The sequence below is a fragment of the Pseudomonas sp. RIT288 genome (genome assembly GCF_000631985.1).
Taxonomy (GTDB): Bacteria; Pseudomonadota; Gammaproteobacteria; order Pseudomonadales; family Pseudomonadaceae; genus Aquipseudomonas.
Window position 1 is genome coordinate 634897 of the sequence record NZ_JFYN01000001.1, and the last position, 15391, is coordinate 650287.

The window sequence follows — 15391 nt, forward strand, 5'->3', positions numbered from 1 at the left end:
ATGACGGAGTGGCAGGCAACATCGATATCGACTGTTACAGCGCCATCGCGAGCAGGTTCACCCTACAGGGAGAGCGACTCAAGGCTTGCGGGCAATGATCACCTGACTCTTCGCCACCACCGCGTCCAGCGCCTGCTTGATCTGCGCACCCCGGGGCGAATCGAGCACCGCTTGCCAGGTGTTGGCCCAATGCTCGAGCAACGGGTGATCCGGGTTGCTGAAATCGACCTTGGCTTCCCAGAACAGCAGCATCCACATCGACCAGTAAAAACCGTACTGGCTATGGCTGATGATCTCCAGCCCGGCATCGCTGACCATCGTCTTGAACTGCTCTTCACTGATGATGCGAATGTGGTTGGGCTTCTGGAAATACTCTGGCGCCGCAATGTCCTTCTGCAAATCTTCAGAGCTTGGGTGCGGCACGCTCAGCAGGTAAAGCGCACCGGACTGGCCGACCCGCACCAGTTCGGCGAGGAACTGCGCCGGGTCATCGACGTGCTCGATGACTTCGGTGGACACCACGCGGGTGGCGGTGCCGTCGGCAATCGGCAACGGATTGCAGTCGGTGACGTGGCACTCGACGCTGCGCGCCGGGGTATCGCTCAGGCGTTGACGGGAGGCCTCGACCTTGGCGCCGTCGATGTCGGCAATGATGATCTTCGCCCCGCGCATGCCGCAGAAATGCACGTTGCCGCCGTCACCACAGCCGACATCGAGCAAGGTGTCATCGGCGGTGACCGCAAAGCCCTTGAACAGCTCGCCGGTCTCCTGGTTGAACCAGCCGCTGAGCTTGGCATCGTAGAGACCGAGCATGTACGGATCGACCTTGTCCGCCACCGGGGCGACGGGCTGCGCGGGGGCCGGTGCAGGCGTCGCCGCCGTGAGTTTTTTCAAGAGGCTCAGCATGAGGTGGCTCCGGGAGTTGAAACGGCAGTTCGGGACGTATCGAGGCGCCGCACCAGGGCGGCACCGCGATTGCGCATCGGCATTTCGATGAAGCGGTAGTTCAGCTCGCTGAGCAGCACGATCAGGCCGAAGGCGATCAGCAAGGTGAGAATCGGGTGCCCGGCCGGGCTCGGCAAACCGGCAGCCTGCAAACGGAAGATCAGCTCCCGCACCAGCAGATAGGCCGGGATGTGAATCAGGTAAATGCCGTAGGAACGACTGCCGATCCACGCCATCAGCCGTTGCAGGTGGCCTGCCGGCAGCAGGTAATCGCGGTTGTACGAGGCGATCCACACCAGCAGCGCGCCGAGCACCGCAATCGAGCCGATGCGATAAGGCGCGAAGGTGAAACGGTCGGTGGCCATGAAACTCATCAGCAGTGCCACGCCGATCAGCACTGACACCCCGGCCCACGGCCGCCGCAGAAACGTCGGCTGCCAGCGCTGGTAAGAAGGTTGCGCACTCCACAGCGCCAGCAGCACGCCAAGCGCCAGCGCATCAGTACGCACCACCATCAGCAACGGCGTGCGCAGGGTGAACAGTTGCACCGCCACCAGCGCCAGCAAGGCCCAGACCAGATGCTTGCGGCACAGCACAATCAGCAGCGGAAACAGCAGGTAAAACTGCTCCTCCAGCGCCAGGCTCCAGTAGACGAAACTGCTGCCGTATTCGTAATGAAAGAAGCTGTCGGCAAAACGGAAATTGGCGTACTGCAACACCCCCGCCAGCGTCGCCTGCAGGTTGGCGTGCAAGCTGCCAAAGGCACCGGAGCGGTTGAGAAACACGCACGCGAGGAGGATCAGCGCCAGCCACAACCAGGCTGACGGCAACAGGCGAAACACCCGCCGCAGCCAGAAATTGCGCGTCTGCTGCCAGTACTCCTGACGCGTCGTGCAGCCTTGCAGCGCGGGGATCAGGCTGCGCGCGATGACAAAGCCGGAGATCGCGAAAAACAGATCGACGCCCCACCACGGTTGCGCCCAGGCATGGATTTTTTCCAGCAGCGGCACCGTGTCGGTGAACAGACTGCCCTGTAAGTGATGGAACAGCACCCCGAGCACGGCGATGGCGCGCAGCACCTCGATGTCCATGATCCGCCGGGCGCTCATGGCGGACTCCCGGTGCGGGTTTCGCCAGCCAGCGGTTTGCGGGCAATGATCACCTGGCTCTTGGGCATGAAGCGGTCGAGCATCTGCTTGATCGCCAAACCGTCGGGCTGCGCCAGCAGGTCTTGCCAGGTGCGCGCCCAGCTTTCCATCAACGGCGGGTACGGCGCCTGAATCCGGTCGCGTACCGCGCCACCGAGGTCACGGCCAGCGGCGCGTTCGCTGGCCCAGAAGAAGATCATGCCCATCACCCAGAAGAACCCGCTGGCCTGTCGATGCTCGATCACTAGCCCGGCGTTCTCCACCAGTTCGGCAAAGCGCTGCTCGGTGAAAATCTGCACATGATTGGGCGTCTGGTAATAACTGGCCGGGGCGATGCCCTGTTGCAGATGCTCGCCTACCGGTGCCGGAACACTCAGCAGGTACTGCGCGCCCGGGCGGCCCATGCGCACCAGTTCGGCCATGAACGGTTCGGGCTGGTCGATGTGCTCCAGCACTTCCATGCACACCACTTTGCTCGCGCAACCAGCGGCCAGCGGCAATGGCAGGCTGTTGCTGACCAGCCCCAGATGCGGCTTGGTGCTCTGCGCCTCAACCTGCCGGGCCAGATCGCGGACCTTGTCATGTTCGCTGTCGGTGAAGATTACCGAGGCGCCCTGCCGCACCGCGAACAGCGTCGCCACGCCTTCGCCGCAACCGACGTCGAGCAAGGTGTCGTCAGCCGTGATCGCGAAGCCCTTGAGCAACTCGCCGCTGCCTTGCAAAAACCAGCCATCGAGAATCGCGTCATGCAACCCCACGTCCCGTGGCGAAACCCGGCCGGGCGGCTCAGGTGCAACAGGCAAGGGTGCCGGGCGCAAGCGTGCGAGCAGGCGCCGGATCATGCGCCCGCGGCTTCCACAGACAACGCTTTGATGGCTTGCGCACGCTGGGCAAAAAAGCTCCGCAGACGCTCTTCAGCGCTCGCCTGACTGCAGAATTTCTGCAGGTTGTGCACGGCATGCCCGGACATCCGCGCATAGCGTTCGACATCGTTTTTCGCCACCGCGTAGCTGTCGCGATACGCCGCGCACAGCGAGTCCCAATCGGTCATGTAGCGCAGGGTGCGGTAGGCGGCGCGTGGGTCGTGGGGCCAGGCCGTCAGCTCCTCGGTGGAAGCGACGATGAACGCGTTGTCGCTGTCGACGTAGTCGGCCATCGCCGTGTTCAACGGGGCAATCGCCGGTTTGCCACAGGACATGAACTCCATCAGCGGCAGGCACTGCCCTTCGCCATAGGAGCTGTTGACCACGTAGCTGGTGGCCTGCACCAGCGCCTCATAATCGGCGTCCGCCAGATAACCGTGGATCAGCACGATCCGGCACTGGTAGGACTGGTTCTTGTACAGGTGATGCAGCATGTCGCTCAGGGCATTGGCGATGTCATGGTGCGTGAGCTTCAGCACCAGGGTCGCATCGGCGACCTCACGGAACGTGGTGCAGAAGGCACTGATCATGTCCTGCCAGTTCTTGCGCCCGTCGTACGGGTTGAACACCGAGGTGTAGACCACGCCGTCCAGTTGCAACTGGCAGTCCTGCGGCGGCCCGGCAAACGACAGCGGCGTGCCTTCGCACAACCCCGGTGGACCGTACGCGCGCAGATCCACCGTGCGGCTGTCGAGCAACAGGCCGCGCAACTTCAACTGCACCGCTTCGACCACTGGCTGCTTGCGCAACTGCGCACCGCGTGCGGCGAAGCGATCCCACACTGGAGCGGGAATCGCGCAGATCGGATAGTCCGCGCCCATCACGTCGCAGACCGCGTTCACCGTGAAACTCGAATGGGTAATCGCCATGCCGCAGGCGTTCAACACCACGCGCCAGTCGTGACGCGGTTCGCCGTGCCAGCTCTCGGTGGGGATGGTGCTGAACTCCCAGGCGAATACCGCAATGGTCGGGCAGGCGTAATGAATCGGCGTGCGATGCGGCGGCGAGAACGACAGAAACACGCACGCCTCGCCACGGCTCAGGCAATCGAAGTACAGGCGATCGACCAGCTCGTCCGGGTTGCTCACTTCAATGACTTGCCCGAGGCGCTCCAGCACCGGGCGGAATTCCTTGAGGACAAAGTAGTAGCTGTATTCGGGCCGGCCGAGGTTCTGCTGGATATTGCTCTTGTTGGTTTCGGAATGAATGATGATCAGCATGATGCTGCCCCCGCCGCGGCGATCAGCTGTGGCATTGCACTCGGCGTCAGCTGAAGAAATTGCGCCAGACGCTGCTGTACCGGAGCAAAACTGCAGTACTCGCGCATGCGCTCATTGGCCGCCAGGGCCATGGCCTGATAGGCCGCCGGATCGCTCTTGGCCATGGCGTAGCTGTCCTCGTAGGCCTTTTTCAACGAGCCCCAGTCCGGGCGATGGCGCAGGGTGCGGTAGAGGATCCGCACATCATCCGGCCAGATGGTCGGCTCACGGCTGGACTTGACGATGAAACCGACACGCTCGTCGATGTAGTCGTGCATCGCCGTATGGTCCGGCGCAATCACCGGACGCGCGCATGACATGAACTCCATCAGCGGCAGGCACAGACCTTCGCAGCGGGACGCGTTGACGTAGAAACTGGCCGCACCGTAAAGCCTGGCGAACTCTTCGTCCTCCAGATAGCCGTGCATGACCACCACCCGGCAAGCGAACGGTGACAGCTGCGACAACAAGGTGATCAGGTGCACGTAATAGGTCGCCAGATCGTTCTGCGTCATCTTCAGCACCAGCGTGGCATCTTCGACGTCGCGCATGGCCCAGCAGAAAGCCGTGATCAGGTGATGCCAGTTCTTGCGCCCGTCTTCAGGGTTGAACACGCTCACATACACCACGCCGCTGACCTCGGTCTGCAGTGTGGCGCTGGTGTCTGGCAGGCAGGCCTGCGGATGCTCGACCACCGTCGGTGCTACGGCACTGACCGCCGGCGACAATGGCTCAGGGGCTGGAGTACGCAACCGGAAGAGCTGGCGGCGCAGAGCGACCGGCAGCAAATCGCGAACGGCTTCGCGATACCACAGCAGCACGTTGTGCTTGAGCAGGAACAGCAGCCCGTGCTCGTTCGGCGTCGCGGCTGCCCGGTAACTTTCGCGCAGGTAGTGTTTGGTGATGAACGCACGTCGGCGCAGGGTCAGTGGCGGCAGTGGCGCGGCTTCAGGCTTGACCACGGCGTCGGGCTGCGGCTCCTGCACATCGGCTGCAGGTGCGATCAGACCATCGGCGGACAACCCGAGCGTGTGGCTATCGATAATGCAGCCCTTGATCTGCAACACCGCGCCCGGGTTCACCGCAGCAGGCGGGAATTGCCGGCGCACCCCGGCGAAGCCTTCCCACAAAGGCGTCGGCAACACCAGTACCGGGAAATCTTCGCCCATGGTTCGACGAATGGCCTGTGCCGTGTGGCTGGACAAGGTGATCGCCCGACCGTGACGGGCCAGGATCTGGCTCCAGTCGTGCCGGGCATCTTCTTCCTGAGGGTCGACCGGGATCGAGTCGTACTCCCACGCGATCACGCAGACCACGGGACATTGCAGATCGGTCGGGGTTTTATGCGGCGGAGCGAACGAAAGGAAGAGACAATCCTGACCGGCCAGTTGCAACTGGCGGTACAGCGGGTCGACTTCCGCCGCCGACGACACCACGTGCACTTGCCCAAGGCTTTCCAGCACAGGACGGTAAGCCTTGAGCACGAAGTAATAGCTGTATTCCGGACGCCCCAGGCTCTGGCTGATGGAGCGGTCGTTGACGTCCGAGTAAAGAATGAAATTCATGGCATCCCACGGTGAAACCACCATCCCGGCAGTTTCACGCTATGACGGCCAAGCGCTGGAGCGAGTCGGGATCACCGCTGCTCGTCCTTCGTCCTGGAGCTCGTCTTCGTTCTTGTTTTTAGTGGCTGGTTTCACCCTGTTGCGCAACAACCCCGGCGAACCTGGGGAGATGGCGACGAGGGCCATTCTAAACACATCCGTCGCGAATCCGGGAACCGCCCGACGAGAATAAATCGGGCTACGCTGACGAGAACTGACCGGTCACGGTTTGCGCTGTTGAAATTGCTGCGCATTTGGCACAGATTGGTAACAAACAACTACAACAACGACTTCGCCTGCCGTCATGTCGGCCTTTTCATCCGGCCTGACAGACTTCTCCTCAAAGCCTGTGGGAAAGTGGCGAAAGTTAAAGACCAAGGGGTCGCTGTTTGAAAAAGCGTCTGTTCATCACGGGCCTCAGTGGATTCGTGGGACAACATCTCCAGTCTCGTCTGGCTCAGCCTGACTCGACATGGGAACTGCTGCCTGCCGCAGCACCCTACGATCTCACGGCACCTGCCAGCCTCGTCGACCTGTGGCCACAATTGCCCGACGCGGTGATTCACCTGGCCGGCCAGACCTTTGTTCCCGAAGCCTTCCGCGATCCGGCCCGCACGCTCGAAATCAATCTGCTTGGCACCCTCAATCTGTTGCAGGCCCTCAAGGCGCGCGGATTTCAGGGGACTTTCCTGTATGTCAGCTCCGGCGACGTCTATGGTCAAGTTGCCGAAAGCGCCCTGCCTATCACCGAACTGCAACCGCCCTGCCCGCGCAATCCCTACGCGGTGAGCAAACTGTCGGCAGAGTTTCTCAGCCTGCAATGGGGCCTGAGTGAAAGCTGGCCGGTGCTGGTGGCGCGGCCGTTCAACCATATCGGCAGCGGGCAGAAAGACAACTTTGTCATCGCCAGTGCTGCACGCCAGATCAACCGCATCAAACAGGGCCTGCAAGCCCCGCAACTGGAAGTCGGCGACATTGACGTCACGCGCGATTTCCTCGATGTCGGCGATGTGATCTCGGCGTATTTCGCTCTGCTGGAAAAGGGCACGCCGGGGCAGGTCTACAACATTTGCTCGGGCCGCGAGCAAAGCATCCGCAGTCTGATCGAACAGCTGGGCGACCTGGCCGAGGTCGACCTGCAACTGGTGCAGGATCCGGCGCGCATGCGCCGTGCGGATCAGCGCCGCGTTTGCGGCAGTCACGCAAGGCTCGCCCAGACCACGGGATGGACGCCGAAAATTACAACACAACAATCCCTGCGGGCGATCCTGTCCGACTGGGAGCAGCGAGTACGACAAGAATGAAAAGTGCACTGATCACAGGGATCACCGGCCAGGACGGCGCTTATCTGGCCAGACTGCTGCTCGACAAGGGCTACAAGGTTCACGGTCTGGTCGCACGGCGCAGCAGCGATTCGCGCTGGCGCTTGCGCGAGATGGGCGTCGAAGGCGACATCGTCTACCTGGACGGTGACATGGCCGATGCCTGCTCAGTGCAGCGCGCAGTGATCAAGTCGGCGCCGGACGAAGTCTACAATCTGGCTGCGCAAAGCTTCGTCGCCGCTTCCTGGAATCAGCCGGTGACCACCGGTATCGTCGATGGCCTGGGCGTGACCCACCTGCTCGAAGCGATCCGCCAGTTCAGCCCGCACACGCGTTTCTATCAGGCCTCGACCAGCGAAATGTTCGGTCTGATCCAGGCCGAGCAGCAGGACGAGAACACCCCGTTCTACCCGCGCAGCCCCTACGGTGTGGCCAAACTCTATGGTCACTGGATCACCGTCAACTACCGCGAAAGTTTCGACCTGCACGCCAGCAGCGGCATTCTGTTCAATCATGAATCGCCACTGCGCGGCATTGAATTCGTCACCCGCAAGGTCACCGACGCCGCCGCCCGTATCAAGCAGGGCAAGCAGCAGGAACTGGCCCTGGGCAATATCGACGCCAAACGCGACTGGGGCTTTGCCGGCGATTACGTCGAAGCCATGTGGCTGATGCTGCAACAGGACAAGCCTGACGATTTCGTGGTCGCCACTGGCGTCACCACCACCGTGCGCGAGATGTGCCGCATCGCCTTCGATCACGTTGGCCTGAACTACCGCGACTACGTGAAGATCGACCCGGCGTTCTTCCGCCCGGCCGAAGTCGAAGTGCTGCTTGGCAACCCGGCCAAGGCGCAGCGGGTGCTGGGCTGGAAGCCTAAAACCGACCTCGACAGCCTGATCCGCATGATGATGGATGCGGACATGAAACGCGTCGCCAAGGAGTAGGTCATGCTGATCCCCGTGATTCTGTCCGGCGGTGCCGGTACTCGTCTGTGGCCGGTGTCCCGCGAGGGCCATCCCAAACCGTTCATGACCCTGCCCGACGGCCAGTCGCTGCTGGGCAAGACCTATCAGCGTGCCGCCGCATTGCTGGACGGCTGGGGTGACATCGTCACGGTGACCAACCGCGAGTACTACTTCCAGAGCAAGGATCACTTTTGCGCCGCCCATGTATCGCGCCATCGCGGGCACTTCCTGCTGGAGCCGATTGGGCGCAACACCGCCCCGGCGATTGCCGCCGCCGCCCTGTCGCTGCAGGCGCTGCACGGTGACGACGCGATCATGGTGGTGATGCCCGCCGACCATTTGATCGTTAATCAGCAAGCCCTCAAGAGCGCAGTCGAACACGCGGTCAACCTGGCGAAGGACGGTTATCTGGTGACCTTCGGCGTGCTGCCGACCGCCCCGGAAACCGGCTTCGGCTACATCGAGACCGGCGCACCGCTGGACGCCAAAGGCGCAGCGAAAGTGCAGCGTTTCGTGGAAAAGCCTGACGTGCAAACCGCCACCCATTACCTGGAAAGCGGCAACTTCCTGTGGAACTCGGGCATGTTCTGCTTCACCACCGCGACCCTGATCAACGAACTGCAATTGCACGCGCCAGAGCTGCTGGAACAAACCCGCGCCTGCATGGACGCCAGTGCCGCGGTGGAAACCGTCGGCTGCCTGCAACAGGAACTGTCGCCGACACTGTTCGCTGAGATCACCGACATCTCCATCGATTACGCGCTGATGGAACGCTCAGACAAAGTCGTGGTGGTGCCCGCCGGTTTCGACTGGAGCGACATCGGTTCATGGGGCGCCGTGGCAGCGCTGGTACCGGCCGATGCCGACAACAATCGCGCCAGCGGCGAAGCGGTCTTCATCGATAGCCACCACAACTTCGTGCAGAGCGAAGGCCGACTGGTGGCAGCCGTGGGTGTGGATAACCTGATCATCGTCGACACCGCCGACGCGGTACTCGTGGCCCATGCCGATCGCGCCCAGGATGTGCGACGCGTCGCCAAGCAGCTCAAGGACAAATCCCACGAAGCCTACCGCCTGCATCGCACGGTCAGCCGTCCGTGGGGCACCTACACCGTGCTCGAGGAAGGCCCGCGCTTCAAGATCAAGCGCATCGTGGTCAAACCTGGCGGCAAGCTGTCGCTGCAGATGCACCATCACCGCAACGAACACTGGGTGGTGGTCGAAGGCATGGCCAAGGTCACCAACAACGGCAGCGGCACCCATCTGGTGGCCAAGAACGAATCGACGTTCATTGCCGCCGGCCACCGGCATCGCCTGGAAAACCCCGGCGTGATCGACCTGGTGATCATCGAAGTGCAAAGCGGCGAATACCTGGGCGAAGACGATATCGTGCGTTTCGAAGACCAATACGGCAGGACGGTTTGATGCTGCTTTCCCTGTATCGCTCGCTGCGCAGCTACCGCGGATTCATCCTCGGCAGCGTCAAGCGGGAGTTTCAGGCGCGTTATCGCAATTCGCTGTTCGGCGCGCTGTGGACCGTGCTCAACCCGTTGTCGATGATCGTCGTGTACACGGTGATCTTTTCCCAGATCATGCGCGCGCGCCTGCCGGGGGTCGATGACGGTCTGGCCTACAGCGTGTACCTGTGCGCCGGCCTGCTGACCTGGGGACTGTTCGCGGAAATCACCTCGCGCAGCCAGAGCATGTTTCTGGAAAACGCCAATCTGCTGAAGAAAATCAGCTTCCCGCGGATCTGCCTGCCGGTGATTGCGCTGCTCAACGCCGGGATCAACTTCGCGATCATCCTGGCGCTGTTCTTCGGTTTTCTGCTGATCAGCGGACGCCTGCCCGGCATGGCCTTGCTGGCACTGATTCCGCTGTTGCTGGTGCAAGTGATCTTCGCCGCCGGGCTGGGAATGATCCTCGGCATTCTCAACGTGTTCTTCCGCGATGTCGGGCAGATGTTCGGCATCTGCCTGCAGTTCTGGTTCTGGCTGACACCGATCGTTTACCCGCTGTCGATCCTGCCGCCGGGCATCCAGCACCTGATCAGCCTCAACCCGATGACGGCGCTGATGACCAGTTACCAGAACGTGTTCCTCTACAACCAGTGGCCGAACTGGCCGTCGCTGCTGCCGTTGCTGATCCTCGGCCTGCTGTTCTGCGCCATGGCCCTGCGCCTGTTTCGGCAACGTGTCGGCGAAATGGTGGATGAACTCTGATGGGGCATATACGCGTCAGTGGCCTGGGCAAGGCCTACAAACAATACCCCAATCGCTGGAGTCGGCTATTCGAGTGGCTGGTGCCGTTTTCCGGCACCCGGCACCATTTGCACTGGGTTCTGCAGGACATCGATTTCGAGATTCAGCCCGGCGAAGCGGTCGGTATCGTCGGGGTCAACGGCGCGGGCAAAAGCACGCTGCTGAAGATGATCACCGGCACCACGCAACCCAGCTGCGGGCAGATTCAACTGCAAGGCCGCGTCGCCGCCCTGCTGGAACTGGGCATGGGTTTCCACCCGGACTTCACCGGCCGCCAGAACGCGTTCATGGCCGGCCAGTTGCTGGGCATGCAGGTCGAAGAGATCGAAGCGCTGATGCCGCAAATCGAGAGCTTTGCCGAAATCGGCGAAGCCATCGATCACCCGGTGCGTACCTACTCCAGCGGCATGCAGATGCGCCTGGCCTTCAGCGTCGCCACCGCCCGACGTCCGGACATCCTGATCGTCGATGAAGCACTGTCGGTGGGCGACGCCTACTTCCAGCACAAAAGCTTCGAGCGCATTCGCAACTTCCGCAAGGCCGGCACCACGCTGCTGATCGTGTCCCACGACCGCTCGGCGATTCAGTCGATCTGCGACACTGCGATCTTGCTGGAGAACGGCCGCCTGGCCATGCGCGGCAAACCCGAAGAGGTCATGGACTACTACAACGCCATGCTTGCCCAGCGCGAAGGCCAGATCGTGCGCCAGGAAATGCTCGCCAATGGTCAGGTACAGACCATTTCCGGGACCGGTGAAGCGGGGATTGTCAGCGTGCGCCTGCTCGACGCTCAGGGGCGCAGTCTGGACGTGGCGGAAGTCGGCCAGCCGGTGGTGCTGGAAGTGCAGACCGCAGTGCGCGAGGACATCGAACGGCTGGTGCTGGGCTTTCTGATCAAGGATCGCCTCGGCCAGGCGATCTACGGCATCAATACCCATCGCCAGGATCAGGCGATCAGCGACCTGAGCGCGGGTGAACAGGTGACGTTCCGCTTCGCCTTCGACATGCGCCTGGGCAAGGGCAGCTATTCGGTGGCGCTGAGCCTGTCGCGCCTGGATTCGCACCTGGATCGCAACTTCGAATGGCGCGATTACGGTCTGGTCTTCCACGTCATCAACAACCGTCAGGAAGACTTCGTCGGCTGCTCGTGGCTACAGGCCCGAACCGAGATCAGCCGCTCCAGTGAAAATACTGCGCAGCAGCCGGACAGGGAGATCTCGCGATGACACGGCTGTTGATGGAGTGCACCTACGTTTTCGAACACCCGTCCGCCAACTCGGGCATTCAACGGGTAGTGCGCAACGTCATTCAACAGTTACCCGACACCAACGGCGAGCGCGAATGCATTCCGGTGGTGATGCTCGACGGTGCCCTGTATCAGGTGAAAAGCCTGGCCCCGATCAAAACCCCGACAATCAATCTGACCAGCCTGCGGGTGAAGCTGGAACAGTGGGCCAACGGTTTCTGGCTGCGCCATCGCGCTCTGGAACGACGCCGGCCTTTCAGCCAGTCGCATTTCGCCCGGCGGGTGTTGTACGTGCTCTGCCGGCTCACCGCGTTCGCCTGTTTCAGCCTGCCGATGCGCGTGCTCGGGCGCCTGCTCAAGGGCAAACCGATTCCGGAGCGTTGCGTGCCGCTGCAACATCAGGCCGGCGATCAACTGGTATTGCTCGACTCGTCCTGGCACGCCAACTTTTTCCCCTTGGCCGAACAACTCAAACGCGATGGCGTCGGTATCGTTTCGGTGATCTACGACCTGATCCCGCTGACCCATCCACAGTTTTGCGACGCAGGTCTGGTCAAGGTGTTCAACGACTGGTTCGACTGGATCGCGCGCACGGCTGACGGCTATGTCGCGATCTCGACCACCATCCGCGATCAGGTGCGCCAGGAGATGTTGCGCCGGATCGGCACGCAACAGGTGCAGCAGCGCTGGTTCGATTATTTCCACCTCGGTTCCGAACTGGACCTGACCGACGCCGCAGCGGAGGTTGATCGCAACCTGCTGAACCTGTTCAAGACCCCGGAGCCGGTATTCCTGATGGTCAGCACCATCGAGCCGCGCAAGAACCACGCCTACCTGCTCGATGCCTTCGAACAGGCCTGGGCGGCTGGCTCCACGGCGCGCTTGTGCATCGCCGGGAAAATCGGCTGGAAGTGCGAGGCGCTGATCGAGCGGATTCGCCAGCATCCACAACTGAACCGTCGCCTGTTCATGTTCAACTCGCTGTCGGACAAAAGCCTTGAGCACGCCTACTCCCACGCCACGGCGCTGGTGTTCCCGTCGCATGTCGAAGGGTTCGGCCTGCCCTTGGTGGAAGCCATGCAACGCGGGCTGCCGGCGATGGCCAGCGACATCCCGGTGTTCCGCGAAATCGGCGGCGATTACATGGCGTATTTCGATCTGCACAACCCGCAGAGCCTTACCGACCTGGTGCTCGGAATGGAGCGTTCGGGGGAATTTCCGGCGCCCATGAGCCTGGATCAATGGCGCTGGCTGAGCTGGCGCGAGGCAAGCGCGCAACTGGTGCAGCGCATCGAGCGCAACCTGAACCATCCACTGCCCGCGTCCGAAGGCCAGCATGCGCATTGCTCTTAACGCGCGGATTCTTCAGGCGCCACGCACCGGCATCGGCCATTACGTCGCCGAACTGGTCCGCGCCTTGCGCGACACAACCGATGTCGAAGTGGCGCTGTTCCACGGCTGGGGCTGGAGTTCAGCCTTGCCGGAGGCGGCCATGCCCGGCTACTCGCGCCTGACGCCACTGCTGCGGCAGATCCCCGGGGCCTATCAGGCGCGGCGCTGGCTGGAGCAGAAACGTTTCGATCAGGGCCGCGCACAAGGCATCGATCTGTATCACGAGCCGAGCCTGTGGCCGCTGGCCTTCGACGGCCCGACCGTGATCACCCTGCACGACCTGACCCACCTGCACTTTCCTGACACCCAACCAGCGGCGCGTCTCAAGGAAATCGAACGGCGCCTGGCTGCTGGCGTGCAACAGGCGCAGCGGATCATCACCGACTCGCAGGCGATTGCCGACGAGGCCCAAGCCTGGTTCGGTCTGCCGGCCGAACGCTTTGTGGTGGCGCCACTGGGTGTGGCCGAACGCTTCCACCCACGGCAACCCGACGCCATCGAAGCGGTGCTCAAGGCGCATGCCGTCGCCGCGCGCGAATACTTCCTGTGTGTCGGTACTCTGGAGCCGCGCAAGAATCTGAGTCTGGCGCTGCGTGCCCACGCCCTGCTACCGGAGGCCGTGCGCCAGCGTTTTCCGCTGCTGATCGTCGGCATGGCCGGTTGGCAGCAGGCCCAGTTCAGCGATGAACTGCGCCAGGCCCTGGCCTCAGGGCACGTTTGCCTGCTCGGCTATCTGCCGGATGAACAGGTCGCACAACTGCTGGCCGGCGCCCGTGCGCTGGTGTTTCCGTCGCGGTATGAAGGCTTCGGTTTACCGGTACTGGAAGCCATGGCCAGTGGCACCCCGGTGATCCTCACCCGTTCTTCAGCCATGCCGGAAGTCGCCGGCGCGGCAGGCAACTATATTGAACCTGACGATGCACACGGCTTGCGCGATGCGCTGAACCGCCTGATCGACGATCAAGCGCATTGGCAGGCCTGCCGAGAAGCCGGATTGCACCGGACGCGGCTTTTTTCCTGGGAACGTTGCGCACAGGCCACCGCCGGTGCCTACCGCCAGGCCATGGGAGGCTGAATGCGAGTTCTTCATTTTTTCAAGACGTACCTGCCAGATTCGGTCGGCGGCATCGAACAAGTGATCTTCCAGCTCTGCGAAAGCGGCGCGCATCACGGCATCGACGGCCAGGTGCTGACCCTCAGCGCCGACCCGACCCCTCCCGTGATGCAACTCGGCCAACACGAAGTGCATCGCGCCAGACTCGACATCCAGTTCGCCTCCACCGGGTTTTCCTGGAGCGTGTTCAAACAGTTTCGCGAACTGGCCGCTGAAGCCGACGTGGTCAACTACCATTTCCCGTGGCCGTTCATGGACCTGGTGCACTTTGCCAGCGGCATCAGCAAACCGAGCGTGGTGACCTATCACTCGGACATCATTCGCCAGAAGCATCTGCTCAAACTCTACCGACCGCTGATGAACCGCTTCCTTGCCAGCGCCGACCGGATTGTCGCGGCTTCGCCGAACTACCTGCACACCAGCGATGTATTGCAGCAGTTCCAGGACAAGACCCGGGTGATTCCTTACGGTTTGAACAAGGCCGGTTATCCACAGGCCGACAGCGAACGGATGAATCGCTGGCGCCAGCAGCTTGGGGATAAGTTTTTCCTGTTCGTCGGGGTCATGCGTTATTACAAGGGTCTGCACATCCTGCTCGATGCCTTGAAGGATGTGGACTATCCGGTGGTGATCGTCGGCGCCGGGCCGCTCGAGTTGGAGTTGCACGCCCAGGCTGCTGCGCTGGGCCTGCGTAACATCCATTTCCTCGGGCGCCTGGGCGATGAAGACAAGGTCGCCCTGCTGCAACTGAGCTACGCCATCGTGTTTCCGTCGCACCTGCGTTCCGAAGCGTTCGGCATTTCGCTGCTCGAAGGCGCGATGTACGGCAAACCGATGATCTCCAGCGAAATCGGTACCGGCACCAGCTACATCAATATCCACAACGAAACCGGGCTGGTGGTGCCACCGAGCAACCCACTGGCGTTTCGCGAGGCAATGCGCACCCTTTGGGAAAACCCCGAACGCGCGTCGGCCATGGGCGTCAAGGCCGAGGCGCGTTACCGGCAGCTGTTCACCGCCGACGAAATGGGCCGCAAGTGGACCGCGTTGTATCAGGAGCTGCTGGAAGAGAAAGACCTGTCTTACGCCTGATCCACCACAACACCGATCCCCTGTAGGAGCTGCCGCAGGCTGCGATCTTTTGATCCTGGGTTTTTAAAATCAAAAGATCGTCCGAACGCGGCCCGAGCCTTCGGCAGCTCCTACAGG

General features: G+C 62.1%; 13 protein-coding genes. 8 read left to right on the plus strand and 5 right to left on the minus strand.

Features of this window, described 5'->3' with window-relative positions:
* Window positions 1–78: 78 nt before the first annotated feature.
* The 5 genes from BW33_RS02850 to BW33_RS02870 are packed head-to-tail and all read right to left on the minus strand — an operon-like array spanning window position 79 to window position 5840.
* Entirely contained in the window at window positions 79–906 is an 828-nt protein-coding gene (locus tag BW33_RS02850) for a class I SAM-dependent methyltransferase (RefSeq protein ID WP_047596948.1), read from the minus strand.
* Window positions 900–2054 (minus strand): acyltransferase family protein, encoded by a 1155-nt coding sequence (locus BW33_RS02855; RefSeq protein WP_047596949.1) that lies wholly within the window; start codon window positions 2052–2054, stop codon window positions 900–902. Before BW33_RS02855 ends, BW33_RS02850 begins: the two co-directional genes overlap by 7 nt.
* Window positions 2051–2935: a class I SAM-dependent methyltransferase gene (locus BW33_RS02860; RefSeq protein ID WP_047596950.1), complete on the minus strand. Its 885-nt coding sequence runs from the start codon at window positions 2933–2935 to the stop codon at window positions 2051–2053. Before BW33_RS02860 ends, BW33_RS02855 begins: the two co-directional genes overlap by 4 nt.
* The gene (locus BW33_RS02865) at window positions 2932–4236 is read right to left on the minus strand and encodes a glycosyltransferase (protein WP_047596951.1); all 1305 of its coding nucleotides are present in this window, start codon (window positions 4234–4236) and stop codon (window positions 2932–2934) included. The genes BW33_RS02860 and BW33_RS02865 overlap by 4 nt, the downstream gene beginning before the upstream one ends.
* Window positions 4230–5840 carry a glycosyltransferase gene (locus BW33_RS02870; protein WP_047597113.1) on the minus strand — a complete coding sequence of 537 codons (1611 nt, stop codon included), beginning with the start codon at window positions 5838–5840 and terminating at the stop codon, window positions 4230–4232. The genes BW33_RS02865 and BW33_RS02870 overlap by 7 nt, the downstream gene beginning before the upstream one ends.
* Window positions 5841–6268: 428 nt before the next feature.
* On the opposite strand from BW33_RS02870, the gene BW33_RS02875 reads away from it, so the two are divergent.
* From BW33_RS02875 to BW33_RS02910, 8 genes are read left to right on the plus strand one after another with little or no spacing between them, the layout of a single operon-like run.
* Window positions 6269–7183: a GDP-mannose 4,6-dehydratase gene (locus tag BW33_RS02875; protein WP_047596952.1), complete on the plus strand. Its 915-nt coding sequence runs from the start codon at window positions 6269–6271 to the stop codon at window positions 7181–7183.
* The gene (gmd, locus tag BW33_RS02880) at window positions 7180–8148 is read left to right on the plus strand and encodes a GDP-mannose 4,6-dehydratase (RefSeq protein WP_047596954.1); all 969 of its coding nucleotides are present in this window, start codon (window positions 7180–7182) and stop codon (window positions 8146–8148) included. The genes BW33_RS02875 and gmd overlap by 4 nt, the downstream gene beginning before the upstream one ends.
* 3 nt (window positions 8149–8151) lie before the next feature.
* Window positions 8152–9594: a mannose-1-phosphate guanylyltransferase/mannose-6-phosphate isomerase gene (locus BW33_RS02885; protein WP_047596955.1), complete on the plus strand. Its 1443-nt coding sequence runs from the start codon at window positions 8152–8154 to the stop codon at window positions 9592–9594.
* Window positions 9594–10391 (plus strand): ABC transporter permease, encoded by a 798-nt coding sequence (locus BW33_RS02890; protein ID WP_047596956.1) that lies wholly within the window; start codon window positions 9594–9596, stop codon window positions 10389–10391. The genes BW33_RS02885 and BW33_RS02890 overlap by 1 nt, the downstream gene beginning before the upstream one ends.
* Window positions 10391–11656, plus strand: coding sequence for an ABC transporter ATP-binding protein (locus BW33_RS02895; protein ID WP_047596957.1), 1266 nt, complete (start codon window positions 10391–10393; stop codon window positions 11654–11656). The genes BW33_RS02890 and BW33_RS02895 overlap by 1 nt, the downstream gene beginning before the upstream one ends.
* A complete protein-coding gene (locus BW33_RS02900) occupies window positions 11653–13029 on the plus strand; it encodes a glycosyltransferase family 4 protein (protein WP_047596958.1) in 1377 nt (458 codons plus the stop codon). The genes BW33_RS02895 and BW33_RS02900 overlap by 4 nt, the downstream gene beginning before the upstream one ends.
* Window positions 13013–14143 carry a glycosyltransferase family 4 protein gene (locus BW33_RS02905; protein ID WP_047596959.1) on the plus strand — a complete coding sequence of 377 codons (1131 nt, stop codon included), beginning with the start codon at window positions 13013–13015 and terminating at the stop codon, window positions 14141–14143. Before BW33_RS02900 ends, BW33_RS02905 begins: the two co-directional genes overlap by 17 nt.
* Window positions 14144–15274: a glycosyltransferase family 4 protein gene (locus BW33_RS02910; protein WP_047596960.1), complete on the plus strand. Its 1131-nt coding sequence runs from the start codon at window positions 14144–14146 to the stop codon at window positions 15272–15274.
* The last annotated feature ends 117 nt before the right edge of the window (window positions 15275–15391 follow it).

Coding starts and splice junctions, on each gene's coding strand:
- BW33_RS02860 (WP_047596950.1), bottom strand. CDS start 2,935: ATGATCCGGCGCCTGCTCGCACGCTTGCGCCCGGCACCCTTGCCTGTT.
- BW33_RS02865 (WP_047596951.1), bottom strand. CDS start 4,236: ATGCTGATCATCATTCATTCCGAAACCAACAAGAGCAATATCCAGCAG.
- gmd (WP_047596954.1), top strand. CDS start 7,180: ATGAAAAGTGCACTGATCACAGGGATCACCGGCCAGGACGGCGCTTAT.
- BW33_RS02850 (WP_047596948.1), bottom strand. CDS start 906: ATGCTGAGCCTCTTGAAAAAACTCACGGCGGCGACGCCTGCACCGGCC.
- BW33_RS02910 (WP_047596960.1), top strand. CDS start 14,144: ATGCGAGTTCTTCATTTTTTCAAGACGTACCTGCCAGATTCGGTCGGC.
- BW33_RS02870 (WP_047597113.1), bottom strand. CDS start 5,840: ATGAATTTCATTCTTTACTCGGACGTCAACGACCGCTCCATCAGCCAG.
- BW33_RS02855 (WP_047596949.1), bottom strand. CDS start 2,054: ATGAGCGCCCGGCGGATCATGGACATCGAGGTGCTGCGCGCCATCGCC.
- BW33_RS02885 (WP_047596955.1), top strand. CDS start 8,152: ATGCTGATCCCCGTGATTCTGTCCGGCGGTGCCGGTACTCGTCTGTGG.
- BW33_RS02905 (WP_047596959.1), top strand. CDS start 13,013: ATGCGCATTGCTCTTAACGCGCGGATTCTTCAGGCGCCACGCACCGGC.
- BW33_RS02900 (WP_047596958.1), top strand. CDS start 11,653: ATGACACGGCTGTTGATGGAGTGCACCTACGTTTTCGAACACCCGTCC.
- BW33_RS02890 (WP_047596956.1), top strand. CDS start 9,594: ATGCTGCTTTCCCTGTATCGCTCGCTGCGCAGCTACCGCGGATTCATC.
- BW33_RS02895 (WP_047596957.1), top strand. CDS start 10,391: ATGGGGCATATACGCGTCAGTGGCCTGGGCAAGGCCTACAAACAATAC.